The organism is Halobellus inordinatus (assembly GCF_024464655.1).
Classification (GTDB): Archaea; Halobacteriota; Halobacteria; order Halobacteriales; family Haloferacaceae; genus Haloquadratum; species Haloquadratum inordinatus.
This window is the reverse complement of sequence record NZ_JANHAV010000004.1, coordinates 267,607-289,040: the sequence shown is the minus strand read 5'-3', so window position 1 is coordinate 289,040 and position 21,434 is coordinate 267,607. Positions and strand designations below refer to the sequence as shown.

The window sequence follows — 21,434 nt, the reverse complement described above, 5'->3', positions numbered from 1 at the left end:
AAAATTGGCCAACGGACACGTACGGATGAACAGTTCAACCACTTCCCCACAGGTAGTTGAGACTGGTCGTCTCAATGCATACGATTCTCGCACTCCTTCGCGATTCGCCTTTAGCAATTTCATAGCTTTCACATCTAACAATCATTACAGCAGATGGCGTACCCTCATTCAACAATGTCCATCGACCGAGACACCTTCGAGAACACGAGCGAGGACGAACTTGAGGAACTCTCCGTCCCCGATCAGGTCCTCGGATTTCTCGCCGTCAACGAGGATCGGGCGTTTAAGACGCGCGAAGTCGCCTCTCAGATCGGCGTCGACGAAGGGGCAGTCAGCACCGCGCTCTCACGGTTGAAGGATCGTGAGCTGGTCGAACACAAGGCGACGTACTGGGCAGTGACTGATGACGTTGAGCGACTCGAGGGATCAGCGGGTACGAACGAGCAACGGCTCTGTTCAACGACCAACTGGGTGCGGAGGACAGTCAGTACCACCGCATCGTGGATCAAGATATCTGGTGCCGGACTAGACATACCTGGAGTGCTGTAACTGCCGTGGGTAATACGAGGGGTCTGTTTCGCACCTTGCGGTGTAATCAGACAGTGGATAGCTGATCTGGATGCTGTTCAACATCTATGGAGGTCTATCTCAATCGAATCGCCGGGCTTGAGGTTCGTACTGGCGATCAGGTCTGGGCCCGGGTCTGAAACGAGCTCGAATGAGTATTCGTCCAGAATTGTTGCGAGGACGGTTTTCATCTGCATACGCACGAATCGCATCCCGATGCAGTAACCGGGTCTGCCGCCGAACAGGAAGTATGCGTACTCCGGGTAGTCGTCGAATCGTTCCGGACGGAACGTTTCAGGATCGTCCCACCACTTTGGGTCACGGTGGACGGCCCACTGCGGCAAGACCAGCGTCGTGCCTGCTGGGATGTCCGTCCCGCACACGTCTTCGAGGGCGGTGCGGAGTAGCGAGGCTGGGACGAACACCCCCGCCCGTGAACCGTTGGCGTATATCGACGCCGCGCCCAGCACGGGGACCGGACGGAATGTGTAGAGACCCACAGAGAGCCCCGTCCTCAAGGAACCGCCGTAGGCGGGGAGTAGGGCGGGGTAGTTTACCGGAACTACACGGCCAGGAATCCAAGGGTTGAGAGTTGCCAGCAGAATGCGAGGCCCAGTAGTGCCAGTACCGTCTGGTGGATTCGTACAGGCAGTGACCAGTATCGGTACCGCCATGCCAGCAGGGCACCGGCAGTCGTCCCGAGCGTCAAGACCGCGATGAGATACGGGAGTGTGAGTGCTATCTGCATCGGAAGCGGGCGCGTGATGAGCGTGAGATCGCCGCCGGTCTCCAAGATGAACACGAAGAGTATGACAAACCCGATAGAGATACTTCTCAAGCCGATACTCGCCGCACGGGCGAGCCATAAGGCACTCGTCAGGCGGCGTTTGACGCCGTGAGTGTACCCGCGTCGGTCGAGGTGCTCGTGCTCAGTTCCGGTGCGTTGCTGAGAGGTGTGTTGATCTGTCATTCAGAGTCCTCCATAGCTGGGTCATCGTCGGTGCGATACTGCTTCCATTGCTGCCAGACACTGTATCCACTCCATCCCGCGAGCGAGAGGCCGAATCCCGATACGGTGGTCCCGAGGACACTTCCGGTAACGAACTGACGTTCGTGGAACGGAACAGGCTGATAGACGCCAGTGGGTTCGCTGTTCATATACAGCACGTCCACCTCGTCATCTGTGACCTCGAAGGCGAGGACATCGTGGCCGCCGACTTCCTCGTACACGTACGGTTCGGTCTCGACCCACTGTCGGGAGTCTCCTTCGAGAGTCGTTGTGCGCAGGCGACCGTTGGTTGCGGGCTCGACGAACAGATGTGCGAGCAGATCGGCGACCTGGAGTGGCCCGCTCTGCGGGAGATACGAGAGGCTGTACTCGCCAGCGACAGTTTCAGCGCGTTCCTGGCCGCCCGGTCTGGAAGTCAGTGTCGGTGTCGTCGGTGCGTCCTGAAGACCGAACTCCGCGACGATCTCGTCGACGACCGCTTTCGGTCCTTCACTCGGGTTACTGTTGTAGGCGATGAAAATGCCGACATCGTGATCCGGAGCGAGCAGCAGGTGGCTCCTGAAGTTAACCGTCGCGCCCGAGTGGCCGAGAAGGTTGGCGTCGGGATTCCCGTACTCGTGGAACCCGTACCGCCAATCGGTGACTGCTGGGTGACGGACGTGGTGGCGGCTGTGCATCGCCTCGGCGGTCTCCGCGTCGAGAAGCCGAGTTCCATCGACTGCGCCGTCTCCGAGGTGTGCACGCATGAACGCGGCTATGTCCGTTGCCGTCGCGCTCAACGAGCCCGCGGGACGCATATTGATGTACACGTCGTCGACTACGAGGAACGACTCACGATCGCGGACGTGCGGTGCAGCGAGGTCGCCAGGCTGGTCGTCTGGAACTGGCTGGGCGAACGTGCTGTGAGTCATCCCGAGCGGTTCGAAAATTTCTGACTGTACGTACCCCTCGAACGTCGTGTCGTGAGCCTCGGCGACGATGTGACCAGCGAGTGCCGCACCATAGTTTGAGTAGCCGACGAGTTCACCGGATGGGCGGATGCGCGAGGGCTGTTGGGCGGTGAGTACCGTCTCTAACGAGTCGAGAGCGGCTGGGTCGTCCACGATATCGGGGTCGAGCTTGGATTCGAACCCGGCCGTGTGAGTGCCGAGATGTCGGAGCGTCACGGGGTCGTCGTATGTAGCCGGAACGGAGACAGCGGAGTCACCGAGATACGAGTTGACGTCGGTGTCGAGATCGAGTAGGCCCCGCTCGACGCCCTGCATAACGGCGGTGTAGGTGACGAGCTTGCCGACCGAGCCGACTCTGAACACCGTTTCGTCGGCTCGGACTGGAATATCAGCATCGACGTCAGCAGTGCCGTATCCTTTGGTGAGGATGGATGTGTCTCTTGAGACGACGGCGACACTGGCTCCAGGCGTCGTTGTCCCGATCCGTTCGGCCATCACATCGTCGACGAACGCTTCGAGTTCGTCCGCGTCCGGGAACGGCCCTTCTCCAGACTGTGAGTCGGTACTCTGAGACTCTATCGCAGCGCTCGTTCGACCGGCTGCAGTTCCGAGACCGGCAAGTCCGAGGCTGCCGAGACCGATGAGGAACGAGCGCCTCGTGGATCTATCCGTGCGAGCATCCGACGTGGGGAGTCGTAGCATTGGACGATTACTCTGGGCTGGCGTCGATGGTGGTGACGAGACCGAAGAACGCAGTGGAGGCGTTCGTAACTGTGAGGCCGGCTTGCTCAACAGTCGCCAGCGGATCGTGGTTCAACCGACAACCGTTCTTCTCGTAGTGAGCCTCGGCCCGCCAGTCCTGAAGCCAGGCAAGTGGAGCGGCGTCGCTACGTCTGTGTTCGAGCAGTAGAATCTCCCCGTCGGGGGTGCAGACTCGCTCCATCTCGTGGAGTGCGGCAATCGGGTCGGGGAATGTGCACGTGGAGAACGACGAGATGACGGTATCGAAGCTGTCGTCGGGGAAATAGAGTGCTTGGGCGTCCATCTGATGCACAGTGCCATCCAGTTCGAACCTGTCGAGCTCACTGCGGGCGTGGGCGAGCATCTCGGCGCTGATGTCGATACCGACGACTTCGCTCCCCGACGTGAGGTGGCGGAAGTCCCGCCCGGTGCCGCAGGCGACGTCGAGCACTCGGCCGTTCGCGTGCCTGAACTGGCGGCGACGGTATCGACCGGCGAAGAGCCGGTCGAGTTGCCGCCAACGAGCGAGTTTGTCAGCCACCTCAGCGTACGCGTCGGCAATCTCGCCGGCCGATTTCGAGCGCCTTGGTACTGACTGTTGTTGAGCCGCATTCTCGCCTTCTGTCCGGTGCTGCTGACCTACCGCGTCGTGGGAATTGCTCGATTGCACGTATTGAACCTCCGTTGATCGCGATTATGGGTCGGACCGGCGACACCAATAAAATTATTGGATATTTTATAATTTATCGGATCTGCTTCAAAACCTGAGCTGAGCGGAAAACAGCGATAACACACCCCTAACGGCGATAGTCGGGGAACTCCCCATCCAGAACCACCATCTACTCAACGCCAATTACGTAACAATTCTGTCAAGAGTGGCGAAACTCGCCGCTATCACTTCGCACGCGCTCCGTCCGCACCACTGTCGCAGTCGAATCGAGATAGAGTCGGACTGCGTCCTCTCCGTGACGCAACACAACCACGTACTCGTTGGGATCAGATGCTGTCTGTTCCGACGTCCAACGGCCTTCGTAAAGGTATTCGTGAAACTCCCAGAGACCCCGCGCCGTTACATCGATTCCACGATTCCAGTGGAACGCAACCGACGCCGGATGGGAGACGACACTGTAGGTCAGCGGGCTGTTGTACTCCCTGAGACACTCTTCGCAGGTACTCGTCACCACGAACGAATCAGCATCGGGTAACGGACTTTCGGGCACCCCAATCACGTCGGCAGATAGGTGTGCCCCGCACTCTGGACACATCTCCCGCCGGATTTGCCTGGCGTCCTCTGCACTACGTAACTTGACGCTCCGCACGAGCGACTCGCCGTCCCGTGTCCTGACCTGTGCGGGCGTGATCGGCTGTCCCGTAACCTGCTTCTCACAGGCCGTACAGTCGATACGAAAGAATTGGTGCGAGAGTTTCGCTTCTAGCGCTTCTTCGCCGCAGAAGACACACACTCCATCGACCGGTTCAGGCCCAAGCGACTCCGGTTGCTCGTAATTCTCCGACAGGAGGAACCGAACGATGCGCTCACCAGCGTGTGAAAGCGAGTACCCATCGTCGCTTTTCCGGAGATAGACCCCTCTGAGCTCCCCGAGGTGGTACGACAGCTTGGACGTGTTCTTCACATCGACGTGATCGTAAATCTCAGAAAACGCGAGCTCAGCAGCCCCCTGACCCGACCTGTTCAACGAGTTCGTAAAGTCCCTTGTGCACTTTCATCACATATCCCTGATCGACCAATCGGGAGAGCCTGCTGGTGACGTTTCCACGTGTATAATTTGTCTGATCGCTGAGATAGTACGGCGTACAGCGTCCTTCGCGGAGGTATTTGAGAATCGCACGATCCGTCGGATTCAGCTGAATGCCGTTTTCGGCGCTCATTATCGGAACATATGCACCGGTCAGCTATGTACCCTCAGAGAGCCTCGATTTTTGAACCTATCTCGGTTATAAAGCAACATTATCCGGTACGTGTGGGTATCACACGCTGAATCTGCCTCTAGTAATGCTATCGGTACGATTGACGACTCACCGCGATATGTCGGCTGATATACTCGAACTGCCTGGAAGTTGGTGACCGACGGGGCCATTTCGACGACTGATGCTGGACGGACATCGTCTTACTCCCTCGTCGATCGTTCCAGTTCTATCGTCACGATGCTCCCTTGCGGATCGTTCTCTTCGAACGACAGGTGGCCGTTCGACCGCGTGACGATCCAGTACACGAACCACAGACCGAGCCCGGTCCCGTGAGACAGCGACCCGATTTCGGCCTCTCCCAGCAGTGTCTCGCGCTCTACAGCGGGGATACCCGGACCAGTATCGGCGACCTGGATCAGAACTGTGTCGGTGTGGCCTTCGACTCGCAGCGTGACCGCTGGATGCGCTTGCTCCGCGTGCACAGCAGCGTTCTCGAGTAACTCCCCCACTGCCCGTTCGACGCCCGGCATCGCGACGACAGCCGTCTCCTCGGGACAGTCTATCTCGACAGTCACGTGTGCCTCAGGATACTCCTGTCGGAACTGCTGCACCTGCGTCCGGAGGCGGCCGACGAGCGAGATCGGACGCGGGGACTCCGACGTCCCGATGAGATCGAGAATGTCACGGTATGTCTCGGCGAGTGACAACATCCCTTCGCTGGTCTGTTCGATCTGTGCCGCATCCGCTGCAGTCTTCCCAGTGGCGGCCGATTGGATGGCCCTCGCCTTCCCGAGGACCACGTTCATATCGTTTCGCAGATTATGTCGCAGAACTCGCGAGAGTACTTTGAGTTGCCGTTCACGCTCTTTAAGCGGCGTGATATCCGTCTGGATAGCGACGAACTCTTCGACGGTGCCGGACTCGTCGGTAGTCGGTGCGATCGTCTGATGGGCGTGATAGAGCGCGCCGCTCTTTTTTTCGTTGAGTATGTTCTCGTCCCACACGTCACCAGCCAGAATCGTCTCCCACAAGGCGGCGAAGTAGTCATCAGACATCTGTCCGGAGTCGAGCAACTTCGGCGTCTGACCGAGAGCCTCCTCGGGCGCGTAACCGGTTACCTCCTCGAATGCGGGATTGACGTACTCGATCGTGCCGTCGTGATCAGTAATGTAGATAGCGTGCCCGGCCGTGTCGATCGCGCGGCGGAAACGCCTGAGATTCTGTTCGCGATCTTTCCGTTCGGTCACGTCGCGTGCCGTGAACAGGACGAGATCGGACTCCTCGGTCGGATGCTGGAGTGGGGCCGTCCGCGCTTCGTACCACGCGGGCTGTTCGTCGGGCTGTTTGACAGGGTACTCGATGCGCTCGCTGTCGCCTGTTCGGTGTGTCGTCTCGGCCGCCTCCTGGATCGCAGTCGCTGCCTCGTCAGATAGGAGCTCGTCGATCGGACGGTCTACGGAGGCTGCCGCCTCCTCATCCGGGAACGTTTCAGTCCCAGCGAGTATCTCGCGACACCGACCGGCCTCATCGACGAGGAAAATCGTGTCCGGCGATCCCTCGAGGACGGCTTGGAGACGGTTTTGATTTGCGCGGAGTTCATCGTTGATCGTTTGCATCCGGTCTTTGAGGGCTGCTTCTTGGCGGACATACTGCAGCAGATAGAGAACGAGTACAACTGTGAGTATGCTTACAATAAATCCCGGCACCTCGCGGAGCCTCGGTGGTGCACCTACCACCGTGAGGGCCTGCCGAATCGCCATCAGGGAGAGCAGTCCGGTGAAGAATACGAACCGTCGGTCACCGACTTGGCGTAACAGAAACAGTGAGAGAACGACTCCCAACACGCGTAACAGGAGCGACAGTAGAAGTGGTAGATTCGCATCAAACATCTCCTGAACGCTATACGCTTCTGACACAGGTGATAAAAACCCGGTGTATCCTTCGAGTCCCCTGTCGGCTGGTAGTACTACCGCTACGTCGTAAGACCATCAACGAATAGATATCTGTGTGGTCACAAATTAATATGGGCGCAGGGCGTAGCAGACGATAATGAGTGAGAAGACGCCGCCCGACCTCAACGTAACCGACGAATGGGCTGCGGCAATGGAGGGACAAACGGTGAAAGATCGGGTGTATGAGGTCGCCACGACACTGACGTCGCCGACGACCGTCGCGGACATCGCAGACCGGGCTGACTGCACGAAAGAGGGAGCACGCTCGCATCTGGAATGGTTCGTCGAACTCGGTGTCCTCGAAAAAGTCGCAGCGAACCCAGCACTCTTTGTGCGGAATGAAGCGTACTTCGAGTTCCGCCGAGTAACCGAGCTCACACGCGAGTTTGAGACGGTCGAGGCGATCGGAGACGCAATCGATGCGTACCGTGATCGAGAGCGGGAACTTGCAGCGCAGTTCGAGGCGACCGCCCCGGAAGCGGTCGTCCTCTCCGACGTCAAGTCCGAGGACCTAGACGATACCTACGACGCGCTGAGCGAGTGGCGCGCAGTAACGCGTCGGCTTCGCGAACTCCACGAGGCAAAGCTTCGTCTCGAATCAGGGTCGAGTCCCGCACCTGCATCGTCTCTCTCCTGAAACAGAAACGATAGATGGGCCAGTCTGACGAGAAACGAAGAGCTACAACCTGGAGCAGATCGATACAGCCGGGCTCGAACCTCGATTCCGGATGAATGGCGATTTCAACAACCAGTACATCGAGACGTGGGATAGCGAGCAGTGGGCGTGCCGCTGGGACCGCCATCCGAACACGCACAATATCCTAGACTATTCACAGAGAGGTGACGACCGCGATTGGGTGGCACCGCAGCGAGACCGATCCGCTCAGTTCCGAATGGGAAGAGACGGCAGCGGAACATCCAGGATCCAGTAGAGACGAACGTCGCCTAAGAGTGCGGCGAGAAGCACCAGGAGTCCGCCGAAGGTGAAGACCAAATACCAGAGCACGTAGTGGTGGAACACATCCAGCAACAGCGCTGCCACCGGTGCGATCAGCCCCACGATCCAGAGCACGACAAAGAGTTCTCCGGCGTTCTGTGGACCGAGGACTGGCGAGAGAATCACGCCGAGTAGGTACGCCGAAAGCGCTGTCGAGATCCATCCGTACGGGAGCGGAAAGAGCAGCCCGAAAAGACCTTCTGGGGCGCGCTGGAGCCGTTGTTTGACGCTCACGGCGGTGTAGAGGTACTTCCCCCAGCAGATGACCCAGGCGTACTTGAGCTTGAGATAGAGCTGCCTCGTTCGAAGCCAGACAACTCGGTTGGGATCCCGATATTGCTCACCCAGGCGGGTATAGTAACGACTGGCAAATAGCCCGCCGATGACGGCGACTCCCGCTGCGAGAATCCACGGCGCGGACGAGAGCAATCCACGACCAAGTCCGGTGACGACGTGTTCGATGCGTTCGGATACTGTGGGGGGCGGCGGCTGCTGTGTGATCGAGAGATCAATTGCACGTCCCTGTCCGCCGGCTTTGTCGTCACCGAAGTAGTAGACTGCCTCCCCGGTGACGGCGTACTCGCCTGGGCTATTGGGACGGATGAAGATCGTCGTGCCTGCCGTCTCGCCGGGGTCGAGATGTACCGTCCGGGTGAACTGACTCGACCCCGCGTCCACGTTACGGGCGCCTGAGACGGCGACACCGCTCGGTGCTTCGAGGATCAACTGCACCGTCAGCGGCTCGGAATTCGTGACGTAATTCGTCGCGCTATACTGAAATACCGCGTACTCCTCGGGACCGACCACAGTGCGAGAGCTTCGTAAATAGATATTGACCCGCTTTGTGTCGATATCAAGTGGTTCTGCGGTCGTGTTTTCGGTGGTGTTGGCACTACTGCTCGCGTTGGCTGTGTCGTCGGCCGCGACTACCACGCCGGCGCCGAGAGAACTGACCAGCAGGAGGACCACGATGAGACCGATCCCGAAGCGGCGTGTCTCTCCGGGCCGTCTTCGTGACACGTTCTGCAGTAGGTTCGTTCAGTAGTGTAAATATACCGGACGGTACGTTGTCGTTACGACGTCACCGTGATCGGGATTTGGACGCTTCGTGACTCTCTGTTTTCTGTATCGTCTCCGAAGTAGTACACCGCATAGCCAGTGATCGTATGCTTTCCAGGGCCGTTCGGCTCGATTTGGATGCGGAGCCCTTTGGACTCCCCTGGATCAAGGACAAACGTGGACGTATACTGTCCCTGGCCGCTCTCGATGAACGCACCTCCAGTCACGGACACCCCGGTTGGGGTTTCAATGATCAATTGGATCGTGAGGTCTCTGTTCCCGACAAGGTTCGCAGCGCTGAATTGCAGGGACGCAGACTCGTCCACCGAAATCCCCGTCTCACTCCCTTTGAGGAGGATGTTCACTTGCTCAGTGTCGACCTGAAGTCGATCCTGATTCGACTCATTGGACGCTTTGGACTGTACGTAGACCCGCTGTACGCTCTCGTCGACCGAACAACCAGGACCACTGCCCAATTCGGCGCAGGCATCTGAATTCGTCACAAATGCGGTTGCGACTCGAAGCGTCGCCGTGAATGCGCCGGGACCGTCTGTCCGAATCGTGACTTTCTCGCCGTCCCGGTAGACCTCGTCGCCCGTTGTGTCTTCGAACTCCCATCGATACGCTTCCGCAGTTGAGTCCGACGCGTCAAACACAATCGGTTCGCCGGCCACGGGGTTCGACGGTTGGTATGTGAACGCCGCCTCGGCCGCGGTAGCCAGGCAACCGGACAGTCCTGCCAACATCCCTGCGGCCCCAAGTGACTGGATGACTCGCCTGCGTCTCATCGGGTTCCAATGATACCTACCGTCTCTTATAACTCGTTTCTTGATGATACGAGATCTGAGAAGGAGTCATAGGAGTCTTCGCATACCTACACGGGAATCGCTCAAGACAGGGGACTCATTGGGCGGCTGTTTCACGCTAATTCCAGCTGGTAATAACCCCTCTTGATGGAGAGTTGCTTTGGGGAGGACAGTATAGGTATCTATCAGTTGGCTCGTTCCAGCGCCTCAATCGTTTCTTCAGTGAGGGTCGCCACAAGTACATCTGCTGGTTGTACCTTCTGGATTAATCCTGCACTCTGTCCTGCAAAAGTGGCAGTTCTTCCACGCCCCATCTATACCGGGAACTGCAAGCGAATCCTCATACCGATGTATCGGTTTGCCATCATCCGTTTCTGCGACAACCTCACCCTCACCCGGGCGTTCGGACTCTGGCTGTCCTACCGCTTTCCAGTCCGCGACAGTCGTGTTTTCAAGGACTCGATGCGACATATCTGGCCAGCCTTTGTCGAAGAGAGCCGAGTAGATCGTTTCGGTCTCGTCCGCTCCGAGTACCTGCTGTCGATATGGTCGATGAATATGGGCTTCTTCCGTTGCGAGAAATCGCGTGCCGGGCCAAGCGCCTGCTGCGCCGAGCGTGAGTACCGCAGCAATTCCGCGTCCATCTGCGATACCACCAGCGGCGATAACAGGTGTGTCAGGAACGGCATCAACGATACGCGGTACCAGCGGGAGTGTGGCGACTTTACTCTGCACGTGCCCACCTACTTCCCATCCCTGTGCAACGAGAATATCTACACCGGCCTCAACAGCGTCCCTCGCCTCTTCGGCACTCCCTACCGTCTGAAGAACAGTGCCGTCGTGCGAGTGGATTTGCTCGATGTAAGGCTCGGCGTCCCCGAATGAAAAAGAGAAAATATCGATACCTTCGTCAAGGCAGACCTCAACGTGGGTCTCCGTTGGAATGTCTTTTGCGTCTGAATCAACGACGATGTTTACTCAGTGAGATGGGTGGTCCTCAAACAAGCCGGGCATCACCACCGCGACTGGAAGAATGAGCACCGCGATCCCCAACAGCAATAGCGGTCCGAGCTGTGGATCTAGCCCGATAAATGATGCAACTGCTGTTGCGATCGGGCGCGTTTCGTTCTCGAGACCTTGGCCAGCGATCCCAGTCGATGCAAGCGCGATCCCAGCAGTGATGAGGGCTGGTGGACCACCCGCTTTCAGCGCCCGAACAGGTCGATTGGAGGGGCCTTGCTTAGACATCTGTGGTAATCTCCTGGAGCATTGTCAGGTTCATTGTGAGACTTAGTTGATGAACTCCCGGGCAAGCGGGTACTCCCACGGGGTTCCGAAGATCGCTTTGATCGTTGCAACGAGCGTGAATAGACTTGTCAGAAGCCACGCCAGCCCAGCAGCGAACAGTAACACCGTCCCCAGCAGGTCGACGATATTGGCGAGTGGTTCGGGGAGTGGTGACCACGAGACCATCTCGCCGCCAACTGTCATCGTATCCGCACCAAAGAGGAACGCCAGGAACGCACCGAAACTGAGAAGCAACACCGAGAAGTGCCAGTTCAGCGCGTTTCGCGCGTTCGCTTTGGTGAACGGGTGATCAGAGACGAGGTAGACGAGTCCAGCTCCGATAACCCCTGTAAAGAGGGCTAATAGATGGACAGCGATACCACCGATGGAACGTTTGGTTAGCAGTTCGGGACCACGATCGGGCGTCATTGTATCTGTATCCATATGTGTGATGGGGAGGATAGCTTCAGCTCGATTCACGTCGTCGGCAGGAGGTGTAACGGGCCAAACCGACTGCGGACCCGATGGACGATTCGTTCGGTGACCAGCAGAATGCCGCTGAACACGAGTACGTTGAACGCCGTCGCCCACAGTGCAATATCGCTCTCGAGGCCGGGATCGAGACCCAGGATGGTCAACAGGCTTCCAGCAGCCAACAGGGCGAGTGACAACTGAAAGCCAGCGAGAACGAGTGTTCGCACCCCGACAGTATCCTGTAGTGTCAGGAAGCCATGAGTGGAGAGCCGATCGAGCGGGGACTCGGCTGTGAGTGCACGTTTCCCTTCCGGCGAGAGTGGCCACTCCGAGTCGGGATACTTGATGTAGTAGAGGGTGACCGAATCAGGATACGCTTCGGTCGCCACTACATCGAGCTCCTGGAGTTCGTTCAGCCGGTTCCGAACTGTGGCTTTACTCACATCGGGTTTCACGCGCGAGGCGAGTTGCCGACTCGAAAAGAACGGCCGGTCGGCTTCGAGCATCGTCTCGACAACGTGTTCTTGTGTGAGCGTGTTATCGAGATTACTGTCGATACGCCTGTCAATCCAGTTCGGGGTGGGGACCACAGCGAACTGACGTATGACAGGGGGATAGAAAAAATGCCGTCCAGATTTCGCGGCCGCAAAACGGTGTTTGTAGCCCTTGAAACGGCTAAATCAGAGCTTAAGTGTGGGATACGACCAGCACCCAGGGCCACAGCACCTACTGAGACGAGCGGTAAACGACCCTCCCCTACTTCGCTCGGGGTCCAAGGACCCGCTCGCTCGTTGAGGGAAGGGCTTTCGCGTGGACTCCCGTTCTACGCCTCACCAGAGGCGGGAGGGTTGTACTCCCCGCTCACGTTCAGCGTCCCGCGATTCAAGCGCACGTCTACGGGTGCGCCTCCGTCGTCTGCGTTTTGCCGGCGACGGAGATACTGCAGTCCAATGTTCTTTGCCGCGTTGTAATCGGCGTGGTTCTGGTAGCCACACTTCAGGCACTCGAAGTCCTCGCCGTCGCGATTGTCCTCGTGGGTAAATCCACACGTCGAACACCGTTTCGACGTGTTTCGTGGGTCTACCTGGACGGCTTCGACACCCTGCTCTGTGGCCTTGTATGCGACGTATTCGTAGAGACGGCGGAACGCCCACAGATGGTGCCACGACGCCTCTGGCACGTTCTCACGAATGTCCGTGAGGTCCTCGAATACGATATGCGAACAGTCGTGTTCGACCGCTTCGGCTACGAGTTCGTTGGCGACGCGGTGTAGGTACATCTCGAAGCGCCCTGCTTCTTTCCGTTTGACACCTGCGATCGCCTCGTGTGCGGCCCGCGTCCCGCACTGTTGGAGGTCGCCACGCCGTATTTCGTACTCGCGTTTCCAGTGGGTGAACTCGGCTGCCGACCAGAACCGCCCGGTGGAAGCGACCGCGAGTTGGGTTACACCGAGGTCCACACCGAGGACTGTTCTGTGCCCGGTGGGTTCGGTGTCGTCATCGTCTTCTTTGAGCATCGACGCGTGCAGATACCACTCGCCGTCACGTCGATGGAGTGTCGCCCGCCGAAACGCGTAGTCCTCGTCGGCGACGTACTTTGTCGGCGGTGTCTCGGCATCGTCAGGAAGGATGTAGTCGCACTCGACTCGTCCGTTGACGGTCGACAGTGACACGTGGTCACGGTGGAACGTGGCGCTTCGCTTGTCGTAGATGGCGGTATCGGCCGTGAACGTCGGCCGGGACGTGTGCTGGCCATTCTTGAGGCGTTCGACGCCGCTTTTGGTGGCTTCGACGGCTTGGCGAATCCCCTTCTGGACGAGGTTCGCTGTCAGTTCGGTGTCTTCACGTAGTTGGTCGTAGAGAGCGCGTTCAGCTTTGGCTTTCGAGAGAATGTGGTAGCCGTCGTCGTCGCCGTGCCAACACCACTTGCTCGCGGTGTTGGCGCAGTGTTTGAATTGCTCGACAGTCTCTCGAAGGTATGCATCCGCACCTTCGGGCGTGTCGAGCTTGATAACGGCAGTTCGACGGTGCTCCACAATATTTCACATATCTACTTGTGGTTTCTTAATGATTGGGAGTTAGTGGGCAACAGTCTGGCGGTTGGTCAGTGCCGGGTCGGCTTCCTCCCCACCCTACTCGCTTGTGCTTCCGCCAGGCGGAAGCCCTGCGCTCCTTGAGGGTGGGGCCTCCGCCTTGACTTAGGTGAAAAGATCTGTCCGTCTACTGGCTTTCGGCGAGTGCGTGTGCGACGTCGAGCAACTGGAGCACAGCAGTATCGCCGATTCGGTAGTACGTCCACTTGCCTTGCCGGCGTGTCTTCACGAGGCCGACGTCTTTGAGCTCGCGTAGGTGACTAGCGACCGTCGATTGCGGGGCATCCAAGACGACCTGGAGTTCACACGCACAGAGTTCACCGTCTCGGAGTGCTTCAAGAATTCGGAGCCGGTGCTCGTTCGCTAACGCTTTGAAGACTGAACGTTGTGCATCGACGTGCTGGTCGTCCGGAGCGAGCTCAAACAGTGATTTCAATCGGTTTTCGGGGTTCTCGTAGAGACGATCGAGCGTCTGTCGCGTCGATTCGGGTACTGAGTCACTCATTTTGTGGGTTGGTGATTTACGGACGTTCTCGATTGGGGGCGTCGCTGTCGGTTACGGTTATTGGTTCCGTCGTGCTGAGATCGAAACGCCAACGGCCGTGTGTACTTTATAGATCGGTCGTCGTCGGTATGATACTGACGGTCAGGTAGTAGGCGATCTTCGAGTCGGGAGGTGGTGGCGACGCTGTACTACAGCAGGAGGTTGAACAGCAACCCAATCACCACGATTCCCGAGGCGACTGTCACCGCGAACGACGCGATGAGCTCTTTCTTCATCACTTTCTTGAGAATCATAAACTGCGGGAGCGAGAGTGCGGCGACGGACATCATAAACGCGAGTCCAGTCCCGACCGGCAGCCCCTTTCCGATGAGCGATTCGACGACCGGGATCACACCAAGAATATTGGTGTAGATCGGCACGCCGACAGCGACGGCGCCGAAGACACCAAGAGGCCCAGACAGGTACTCGGTAACGATCGTCTGCGGAACGAAGCCGTGAATGACGGCCCCGATTCCGACACCGACCACGACGTACGGCACGATGTCGGTGATGATGTCTTTCGCCTCCACATACGCTTGCCGTGCGCGCTCCCGGTGCGTCGGCTCGTCGACGTCGACGTCAGAGTTGCCAAAGTCGAACTCCTTGATGTACCGATCGAGGCCGGCCTTGTTCAGGACGAACCCGCTCGTCATCCCGATCGTGATGCCGCTCACAGCGTACAGCGCGGTCAGCTCGAAGCCGACCACGCCAGGAAGCACGACGAGTGCGGCCTCGTTGATCATCGGCGAGACGGCAAGGAACGTCATCGTGACGCCGAATGGAAGCCCGGCCCCGACCATTCCGAGAAAAATCGGAATCGTCGAGCACGAACAGAATGGCGAGACGATGCCGAGCAGTGCCGCGAGGACGTAGCCCGTAATCGCCCGCTTGCCAGAAAGATAGTCTCTGATCTTCTCGGGCGGGAAGTACGTCCGCAGGTAGCCGACGCCGAAGATCACCGCCACGAGCAAGGCGAGGATCTTCAGCGTGTCGTAGACCCAGAAGTGGACTGCTGCTCTGGGGGCCCCGGTCAGACCGAGCGCATCGACGACCCAGGTCGCGAACTGCTCGAAGACCATCCTATTACAGGTGCTCCTCGATGTACGCTTTCAGCTCGGCTTCAGGCGGGTTCGAGCCGGTGAACACCATCTCATCGTCGATCTCGAATCCGGGCGTGGACATGATGCCCTTCTCAGCGAGCGCCACGGTGTCGCCAACTTTCTCGACGTCGGCGTCGAATCCGTGTTCGTCGACGACGTTCTGCGTCTTGTCTCTCAGGTTCGCACAGTTGCTACAACCGTCTGGTCCGTAGATCGTGATTTGCATAAGTCACCTCTGACAGCCCGACACCGACCCAATGACTGCAGACAGACGTTCTCACCTGTCGATTGGACCGGCCTCTGGCTGCCATTCATATCGATAATACTCGGTATGGCACAAGTACGTTTCGATAATTTTCGATTTGTAGGTGGCTGAGGGGCGTCCGCCAGTTGCGCTCGCAAGATATGCGCTTCCGCTATCAGGGCGTCTCAACGATCTAGACTCCGTGAAATCAGTATATGCCGATCAAAGTGGATTCTGTTCTGGTGGGAATTGTTAGTAGATGTATTGACCAGATCCGATTCGTATATCGGAATGTTAGAAAGCTAATCGGTCTGTTCAGAGTCGAGAGGTGGCTGGACCTGAAGAAATCGCTCGTTCGTCAACAGCGGTCAGCGACTGTCACACACCCGTCTGTGAGGGCTTCAGTCCGACACTCCGTGCTGCTGGTGCAGTCCTCGCTGTGGGTCGCACGCTCGGGCCGTTCTTTGAGTTCGACGAGCGATTCTAGCTGTTGCAGGTGTCCAGCAATTTCGGCCCCCTGATCAGTGAGTGCGTACGTCGTGGTCGGCGGCGTCGTGTCCGTGACAGTGCGCTCTACGAGCCCGTGGCAGGTGAGTTCTTTGAGTCGCTGCGAGCACATCGGCGCTGTGAGACCATCGAGTGCGTCCACGATTGCGTTGAACCCGTGTGAGTCCTCGGACAGCAACCGGAGGATGTGAAACGTCCACTTCGGCCCGAGGATGTCCTGTAAGCCGTGCCACGTCTGTTGCCACCGCTCAGTCTCGGCCATCATATCTATCCCAACACCTGCATTGAAATATACGTTCCCGATGATCCTCGCTTCGTTGCAAGAGGCGGTTTCCATACGCTAACTGCCTTTGTGTCTATTTACTGAGCAATATATGGCGGGTCGGTGGGTACCGGTGAGTGCAATGGACGCCCCAACTGACAGTGCTGCTATCTCGATCGTCGATTCGTCGACCGAATCGTATACACGACGAACAGTGACAGTAGACTTTCTGTACCTCGATACCGAGTCCTGTGACCGATGTATCGGCACCGAAGCAGCCCTCGAGACGGCGCTCGAACGGGTTGCTCCGATTCTCGACGTGCTTGATGTGGAGGTTATCGTTCGCGATCTCCACGTTTCGACGCTGGCCGCTGCCGAAGCGACGCAGCTTGCGGTATCACCGACGATCCGCATCAACGGTCAGGACATCCAGCCCGACTATCTCGAGAACACCTGTGAATCGTGTGGTGACCTCTGTGCGTGTTCGGATGACGTCGACTGCCGACTCTGGCGATACCGTGGCGAAGAACACACGGCAGCGCCCGTCGGGTTGCTCGCCGAGGCACTCACGGTAGCCATCGCGTCACCACAGCCGTCGGCGGTCGACGCCTCCGACAGACAGACTGACGGAGTCTCAGCAAATGTTCGAGCGTTCTTCGAGGATCCGGAGACTGACGACACGAGTTGTGGCTGCGAGTGTTGACCGCGTTTTCCACCGCGTGGTTGGGCCTCACGCACACGCAAAAGCCCACCGTGGGTGCTGTCCGTCTACTTACGAGACGGTGGTCCGGATAGTGACCGAGGCTCGTCGACGTCGCTCCTGCTATAGTAGCGTTTGCAACTGATTACACAGCCAATCGCACGACTACGTACGATTAGGTGCGTGAAGACTTGCAAACGCTACTATAATTCCAGGCGAACTATCTTCCAATATCGTCGCTTACCACGCCCCCGACAATAGACTGAATCACCAACAGACCGTCGCTGAACCTCTGTCCCAACAGTTCGTGGTTTGGACTGTCGACTGTCTATCAATCGGCTACAGTGGGGAGTGCTCGTCTGCTTACTCCGAGTCTGCTCGTGTGCAAAAATGATTGATCCGGAACTTCGTAATACGACTCTCCCGAGCAGGTCGATTACGCCGCCCGGGCAGGTCCAATCTCTTAGATGACGGCCGTGAGCTCACCTCCAGACGCGAGCGACCAGCGCGGACCCGATGACGCCGACGAACGAAAACGCGAGAACGGTCGTGAGCACGTTCGGATCAGAAAACGCGGCCGTTGCGATAAAGAGCGCGATCGCCGCATTCCGAGCGGCCGACGTCGTCGCGAGTACCTCTCGTGCACTCCGTGCCGGGCCGCCAAGCACGTAGCCCAGCAGTAACCAGATGCCTACTGCGACCGCCGAGATACCGAGTATCCCCGTTCCGACGAGTGAGACCATCTCTCCGCTATAGACGACGGCCAACAGTGCGAGCAGACCGACGAACGAGTAGTCTGAGACCTGTTGGACCGGCGGGTGCAGGCGGTCTGCGAGACCGGGGAGATAAAACGCCACTCCGAGGCCCGCGATCAGGGGGACGAGTTGCATCCGGAACACGATGCTACCGATTGCGATCGGGTTCACGGCGACATCTCCGGAGACGAGCAGGGCCAGTGACGCCGGAATCGTGAGAACCGACACTATCCCCAAGACGGCCATCAGCCCGCTCGCGAACGCGATGTCACTGTCCGAGATCTCGGCGAGCTTGGGGCCGAAGGGAGCCCCAGGCGAGACGGCGAGGAGTATGATTCCGGCCGCGTAGCCTGACTCGACTGAAGCGAACTGGACGAGCACGTATGCGACCAACGGGGCCACGACGAGATTCACCAGCAGCGACTTCCCCATCAGCCGCCGGCGTCGGAGAGCAGACGAGAGTTGGCTGATCGACAACTCCAGCCCCATCACGAACATCGTCGAAAGTACGAAGATGGTCGTGGCGTATGCGACGATCACGTCCGTCGATATTCCTGCCATTAGGCGATGGGTTCTGGTCGGAGGTTCAAACTGTTCTCGTTTGTGCCGGAGCGTCACCGCGTTGCCGGCGACGCCTTCACGGCGGGGCTGATCCACACGTGGCTACTCGACGACGATTCCGCACGGGAAGCAGGACGATTTGCTGCGGCCACGGCCGCTCTCAACTGCACGACGACGGGCGCACGCGACACTCTCTCGTCCGAATCCGACGTTCGGGCGTTTCTGAACGATCAGTGAGATGCGGACTCGACGAGACGCTCGACGGCCGCTTCGTCCACGGGGTTCGTCGTCTCGGTACCGTGTTTGAGGGCCGTCCCAACGATCGCGCCATCGGCGAGCGAGAGCAGGTCGGGTGCTGTCTCGGGTGTCACACCGCTTCCGATCAAGATCGGTGCGTCGAGGTCGCGAGCATCCCGGGCCTCGATCACCTGCTCGAGGACGGTCGTATCGACTGCTTCACCCGTGCCAGCCCCGCTCACGACGACGGCGTCGGCACCGCCGCGTTCGACGAGTTCGCTCACCACTTCCACGTAGGACCGTTCGGCAAGTGGCGCAGAATGCTTCACATCGATGTCTGCAAGAATCGTGACGTCGGCATCGAGTCGGTCACGGAGTCGCAACGTTTCGTGGGCCATCCCCTCGATGAGACCCTGATCGGTCAGTCGGACCCCGGTGTGGACGTTCACCCTGACGAATGAACCACCCGTCGCGGCGGCGATGCCGAGTGCACTTTGCACGTCGTTTCTGAGGATGTTCACACCAAATGGGATCGACACTTCGTCGCGGAGCGTGGCAGCGAGTGCCGACACGTCAGCCACGACGTGACGTGGCACGCGGTCCGGATAGAAGGGAGCGTCACCGAAGTTTTCGACCATTATCCCGTCGACGCCGCCCGACTCGAGTGCTGTCGCGTCTCGTCGGAGTCGCCTGCGAATATCGCTTCGGTCGCCCTCGAAACCGGGTGACCCCGGCAACGGCGGTAGGTGGACCATTCCGATGGTCGGTGTTTCGGTACTGAAGACGTCCATACGCCTCCTTGACCGCCCCGTACGCTTAATCCTACAGATCTGCTCACACTTGGTATCCACACGATGGAACTCTGCTCGAGGGGGGTAGAAATCGAATCACAGAGTGACCGCTCGGGACTAAGTTTTCAGCTGTGGGGGAAATGTCATTACTTAACCACAGCGCGTCCGAAACGCACTACAGGTGTCTCACTATGGTTTCCGCACCCCGCCCCGTCGTCCGATTGGCTCCGTTCGTCAGTACTGTGTACTGTCGACAGACTGCGGCTGCCTACCTCGAATAAATGTTCGAACTTCTCCACCGCTACCTCTCGGTCGTGGCCCGCTTTCTGCCCTTCGCGCTGGCGTTCCTTCGTGACCGTCACCGATTCCTCCTGCTTGGGCCCGGACGTCGCGTTGACGAGACGGCCCACCGCCAGCGAGCAGAGCGGATCCGGGACACACTGTTGGATCTCGGGCCGGCGTTCATCAAGATCGGACAGGTGCTCTCTACGCGGCCGGATCTCGTTCCGCAGACGTACGCCGAGGTGTTCGGCACGTTGCAAGACGAGATTCCGGAGGACGCCGGCGGCGACCCACAGACCGTCCTTCGAGAGGAACTCGGCGACGACGTCGACCTCTCGACCCTCGAACCGATCGCCGGTGGCTCACTCGCCTTCGTGTACACGGTCCGTTACGAGGGCGAACGGATCGCACTCAAGGTGCGTCGTCCAGGTGTGAAACCGCTCATCGAACGCGACCTCCGCGTGATTCGGCGACTGTTGCCCCTCATTAGCCTCTTTGTCGACGAGCGGCAGCGCTACTCGCTCCGCAATGCCGCCGACGACTTCGAGGAGATCATTCTAGACGAACTCGACTTCGACCGGGAGGGAGCCATCATGTCCGAAATTCGCTCGAATTTCGCGGACGACGACCGAGTCGTCATTCCCGCGGTTCACGAGCACCTGTCGTCCGAACGCGTGCTCGCGATGGAGTATCTGACCGGCCGGAAACTGACTGACGACGAGGCGTTCGAGGGGACCGACGTCGCACCGCACGAGATGGCGACGCGCATTATGCAGGTTTACCTGCAGATGGGCGTCGTCGACGGCGTGTTTCACGCGGACCCCCATCCGGGGAACCTCGCTGTGACAGCAGACGGTCGACTGTTGATCTTCGATTTCGGAATGAGCGAGCGCCTCCCGCCGGCCGTTCAGGAGGACATCGTCGAACTCTACCGCGCACTCGTGCGGCGGGACGTCGAGACGCTCGTCGACGCGCTCATCGCGTTGGATGTCCTCGACGCGAGCGCAGACCGGACGGAGGTGCGACGCGTGCTCGAACTCGTCATCGAGAACCTCGAAGGCCAGTCCGAGGTCTCCTGGCAGACGATCATCACCGAACTGACGACGCACCTCCGGGACTTTCCGTTCCGCATTCCGCCGGACGTGATGTTGCTCATCCGTGTCGGTACCGTCGGCGAGGGCGTCTGTCGCCAGCTCGATCCGGAGTTCGACTTCCTCGCCGCCGTCCAGTCGTTCCTCGTCGAACAGGGGCTTCTCGGGAGCGAATTGGAGGCGTTCCTCGCGGAGTCGTGGACGGACGTCCGGCAGTCATTTCCCGCGTTGACGCGACTCCCCTCGCGCATCGATCGCACGCTGGACCGCGTCGAACGGGGCACGTTGACCGTTCGAACCGAGCCCACCGACGCGAGTGCGACGGGAGATCGCCACCTTGGTTACGCGGCACTCGCTGGCTCGCTAATCGTCGCCGCCGCGGTCCTCACGTTTCACGAACAGCCCTACGAGGTCCCCGCGATAGTCTTCGCATCAATCTTCCTCGTCGTGTACCTCACACAGCGACGACGGTGAGACTGCGTCTCCGAGCGTGGCAG

23 protein-coding genes and 1 pseudogene are annotated in these 21,434 nt (G+C 58.9%); 5 read left to right on the top strand and 19 right to left on the bottom strand.

The window, feature by feature from the left end; all coding sequences use genetic code 11:
- Positions 1-174: 174 nt before the first annotated feature.
- A pseudogene (locus NO347_RS10180) lies at positions 175-497 on the top strand (MarR family transcriptional regulator); the annotation flags it as partial.
- Positions 498-626: 129 nt separating this feature from the next.
- Here NO347_RS10180 and NO347_RS10175 read toward each other — a convergent pair.
- The 7 genes from NO347_RS10175 to NO347_RS10145 form a co-directional block, all read right to left on the bottom strand.
- On the bottom strand, positions 627-1,067 hold the full coding sequence (locus NO347_RS10175; protein ID WP_256289491.1) for a cytochrome P450: 441 nt from the start codon (positions 1,065-1,067) through the stop codon (positions 627-629).
- Positions 1,068-1,129: 62 nt separating this feature from the next.
- A complete protein-coding gene (locus tag NO347_RS10170) occupies positions 1,130-1,537 on the bottom strand; it encodes a hypothetical protein (RefSeq protein WP_256289490.1) in 408 nt (135 codons plus the stop codon).
- Positions 1,534-3,228 carry a serine hydrolase domain-containing protein gene (locus NO347_RS10165; RefSeq protein ID WP_256289489.1) on the bottom strand — a complete coding sequence of 565 codons (1,695 nt, stop codon included), beginning with the start codon at positions 3,226-3,228 and terminating at the stop codon, positions 1,534-1,536. Before NO347_RS10165 ends, NO347_RS10170 begins: the two co-directional genes overlap by 4 nt.
- A 7-nt stretch (positions 3,229-3,235) precedes the next feature.
- The gene (locus NO347_RS10160; protein WP_256289488.1) at positions 3,236-3,808 is read right to left on the bottom strand and encodes a class I SAM-dependent methyltransferase; all 573 of its coding nucleotides are present in this window, start codon (positions 3,806-3,808) and stop codon (positions 3,236-3,238) included.
- Between the two features lie 328 nt (positions 3,809-4,136).
- Positions 4,137-4,901 carry a DUF7351 domain-containing protein gene (locus tag NO347_RS10155; RefSeq protein WP_256289487.1) on the bottom strand — a complete coding sequence of 255 codons (765 nt, stop codon included), beginning with the start codon at positions 4,899-4,901 and terminating at the stop codon, positions 4,137-4,139.
- 34 nt (positions 4,902-4,935) lie between these two features.
- Entirely contained in the window at positions 4,936-5,157 is a 222-nt protein-coding gene (locus tag NO347_RS10150; RefSeq protein ID WP_256289486.1) for a helix-turn-helix transcriptional regulator, read from the bottom strand.
- Between the two features lie 239 nt (positions 5,158-5,396).
- Positions 5,397-6,956, bottom strand: coding sequence for a PAS domain-containing sensor histidine kinase (locus tag NO347_RS10145; protein ID WP_256289485.1), 1,560 nt, complete (start codon positions 6,954-6,956; stop codon positions 5,397-5,399).
- Between the two features lie 289 nt (positions 6,957-7,245).
- Here NO347_RS10145 and NO347_RS10140 point away from each other — a divergent pair, with 289 nt between their 5' ends.
- The gene (locus NO347_RS10140; protein ID WP_256289484.1) at positions 7,246-7,785 is read left to right on the top strand and encodes a DUF7342 family protein; all 540 of its coding nucleotides are present in this window, start codon (positions 7,246-7,248) and stop codon (positions 7,783-7,785) included.
- A 246-nt stretch (positions 7,786-8,031) separates the two neighbouring features.
- Here the strand turns inward: NO347_RS10140 and NO347_RS10135 are convergent, their stop codons facing one another.
- The 10 genes from NO347_RS10135 to NO347_RS10090 form a co-directional block, all read right to left on the bottom strand.
- Positions 8,032-9,165 (bottom strand): hypothetical protein, encoded by a 1,134-nt coding sequence (locus NO347_RS10135; protein ID WP_256289483.1) that lies wholly within the window; start codon positions 9,163-9,165, stop codon positions 8,032-8,034.
- Between the two features lie 53 nt (positions 9,166-9,218).
- Complete coding sequence (locus NO347_RS10130; RefSeq protein WP_256289482.1) at positions 9,219-9,878, bottom strand: hypothetical protein; 660 nt, start codon at positions 9,876-9,878, stop codon at positions 9,219-9,221.
- A gap of 351 nt (positions 9,879-10,229) precedes the next feature.
- Entirely contained in the window at positions 10,230-10,907 is a 678-nt protein-coding gene (locus NO347_RS10125) for an NAD(P)H-dependent flavin oxidoreductase (RefSeq protein ID WP_256289506.1), read from the bottom strand.
- Between the two features lie 393 nt (positions 10,908-11,300).
- Complete coding sequence (locus NO347_RS10120) at positions 11,301-11,741, bottom strand: DUF4870 domain-containing protein (RefSeq protein ID WP_256289481.1); 441 nt, start codon at positions 11,739-11,741, stop codon at positions 11,301-11,303.
- A gap of 32 nt (positions 11,742-11,773) precedes the next feature.
- Positions 11,774-12,361 (bottom strand): helix-turn-helix domain-containing protein, encoded by a 588-nt coding sequence (locus NO347_RS10115; protein WP_256289480.1) that lies wholly within the window; start codon positions 12,359-12,361, stop codon positions 11,774-11,776.
- 233 nt (positions 12,362-12,594) lie between these two features.
- Entirely contained in the window at positions 12,595-13,806 is a 1,212-nt protein-coding gene (locus NO347_RS10110) for an RNA-guided endonuclease InsQ/TnpB family protein (RefSeq protein ID WP_256289479.1), read from the bottom strand.
- A 184-nt stretch (positions 13,807-13,990) separates the two neighbouring features.
- A complete protein-coding gene (locus tag NO347_RS10105; RefSeq protein WP_256289478.1) occupies positions 13,991-14,368 on the bottom strand; it encodes an ArsR/SmtB family transcription factor in 378 nt (125 codons plus the stop codon).
- A 188-nt stretch (positions 14,369-14,556) separates the two neighbouring features.
- The gene (locus NO347_RS10100) at positions 14,557-15,486 is read right to left on the bottom strand and encodes a permease (protein WP_121570531.1); all 930 of its coding nucleotides are present in this window, start codon (positions 15,484-15,486) and stop codon (positions 14,557-14,559) included.
- Positions 15,487-15,490: 4 nt separating this feature from the next.
- Positions 15,491-15,733, bottom strand: a complete 243-nt coding sequence (locus tag NO347_RS10095) for a thioredoxin family protein (protein ID WP_256289477.1) — start codon at positions 15,731-15,733, stop codon at positions 15,491-15,493.
- A gap of 376 nt (positions 15,734-16,109) precedes the next feature.
- Positions 16,110-16,523, bottom strand: a complete 414-nt coding sequence (locus NO347_RS10090) for a winged helix-turn-helix transcriptional regulator (RefSeq protein ID WP_256289476.1) — start codon at positions 16,521-16,523, stop codon at positions 16,110-16,112.
- 211 nt (positions 16,524-16,734) lie between these two features.
- Between NO347_RS10090 and NO347_RS10085 the strand changes: the two genes are divergently transcribed.
- Positions 16,735-17,223: a DUF2703 domain-containing protein gene (locus NO347_RS10085; protein ID WP_256289475.1), complete on the top strand. Its 489-nt coding sequence runs from the start codon at positions 16,735-16,737 to the stop codon at positions 17,221-17,223.
- 479 nt (positions 17,224-17,702) lie between these two features.
- Here the strand turns inward: NO347_RS10085 and NO347_RS10080 are convergent, their stop codons facing one another.
- Positions 17,703-18,536, bottom strand: a complete 834-nt coding sequence (locus NO347_RS10080; protein WP_256289474.1) for a bile acid:sodium symporter family protein — start codon at positions 18,534-18,536, stop codon at positions 17,703-17,705.
- A 42-nt stretch (positions 18,537-18,578) separates the two neighbouring features.
- On the opposite strand from NO347_RS10080, the gene NO347_RS10075 reads away from it, so the two are divergent.
- Positions 18,579-18,773, top strand: coding sequence for a PfkB family carbohydrate kinase (locus NO347_RS10075; RefSeq protein WP_256289473.1), 195 nt, complete (start codon positions 18,579-18,581; stop codon positions 18,771-18,773).
- Here the strand turns inward: NO347_RS10075 and NO347_RS10070 are convergent.
- The gene (locus tag NO347_RS10070; protein WP_256289472.1) at positions 18,767-19,564 is read right to left on the bottom strand and encodes a BtpA/SgcQ family protein; all 798 of its coding nucleotides are present in this window, start codon (positions 19,562-19,564) and stop codon (positions 18,767-18,769) included. The genes NO347_RS10075 and NO347_RS10070 overlap by 7 nt on opposite strands.
- Before the next feature lie 281 nt (positions 19,565-19,845).
- Between NO347_RS10070 and NO347_RS10065 the strand changes: the two genes are divergently transcribed.
- Entirely contained in the window at positions 19,846-21,411 is a 1,566-nt protein-coding gene (locus tag NO347_RS10065) for an ABC1 kinase family protein (RefSeq protein ID WP_256289471.1), read from the top strand.
- The last annotated feature ends 23 nt before the right edge of the window (positions 21,412-21,434 follow it).

Bases quoted from the DNA above. Each gene is read 5' to 3' on its own strand.
- NO347_RS10140 (WP_256289484.1), top strand. From the start codon at position 7,246: ATGAGTGAGAAGACGCCGCCCGACCTCAACGTAACCGACGAATGGGCT.
- NO347_RS10090 (WP_256289476.1), bottom strand. From the start codon at position 16,523: ATGATGGCCGAGACTGAGCGGTGGCAACAGACGTGGCACGGCTTACAG.
- NO347_RS10120 (WP_256289481.1), bottom strand. From the start codon at position 11,741: ATGGATACAGATACAATGACGCCCGATCGTGGTCCCGAACTGCTAACC.
- NO347_RS10105 (WP_256289478.1), bottom strand. From the start codon at position 14,368: ATGAGTGACTCAGTACCCGAATCGACGCGACAGACGCTCGATCGTCTC.
- NO347_RS10150 (WP_256289486.1), bottom strand. From the start codon at position 5,157: ATGAGCGCCGAAAACGGCATTCAGCTGAATCCGACGGATCGTGCGATT.
- NO347_RS10080 (WP_256289474.1), bottom strand. From the start codon at position 18,536: ATGGCAGGAATATCGACGGACGTGATCGTCGCATACGCCACGACCATC.
- NO347_RS10070 (WP_256289472.1), bottom strand. From the start codon at position 19,564: ATGGACGTCTTCAGTACCGAAACACCGACCATCGGAATGGTCCACCTA.
- NO347_RS10145 (WP_256289485.1), bottom strand. From the start codon at position 6,956: ATGGCGATTCGGCAGGCCCTCACGGTGGTAGGTGCACCACCGAGGCTC.
- NO347_RS10165 (WP_256289489.1), bottom strand. From the start codon at position 3,228: ATGCTACGACTCCCCACGTCGGATGCTCGCACGGATAGATCCACGAGG.
- NO347_RS10095 (WP_256289477.1), bottom strand. From the start codon at position 15,733: ATGCAAATCACGATCTACGGACCAGACGGTTGTAGCAACTGTGCGAAC.
- NO347_RS10100 (WP_121570531.1), bottom strand. From the start codon at position 15,486: ATGGTCTTCGAGCAGTTCGCGACCTGGGTCGTCGATGCGCTCGGTCTG.
- NO347_RS10065 (WP_256289471.1), top strand. From the start codon at position 19,846: ATGTTCGAACTTCTCCACCGCTACCTCTCGGTCGTGGCCCGCTTTCTG.
- NO347_RS10170 (WP_256289490.1), bottom strand. From the start codon at position 1,537: ATGACAGATCAACACACCTCTCAGCAACGCACCGGAACTGAGCACGAG.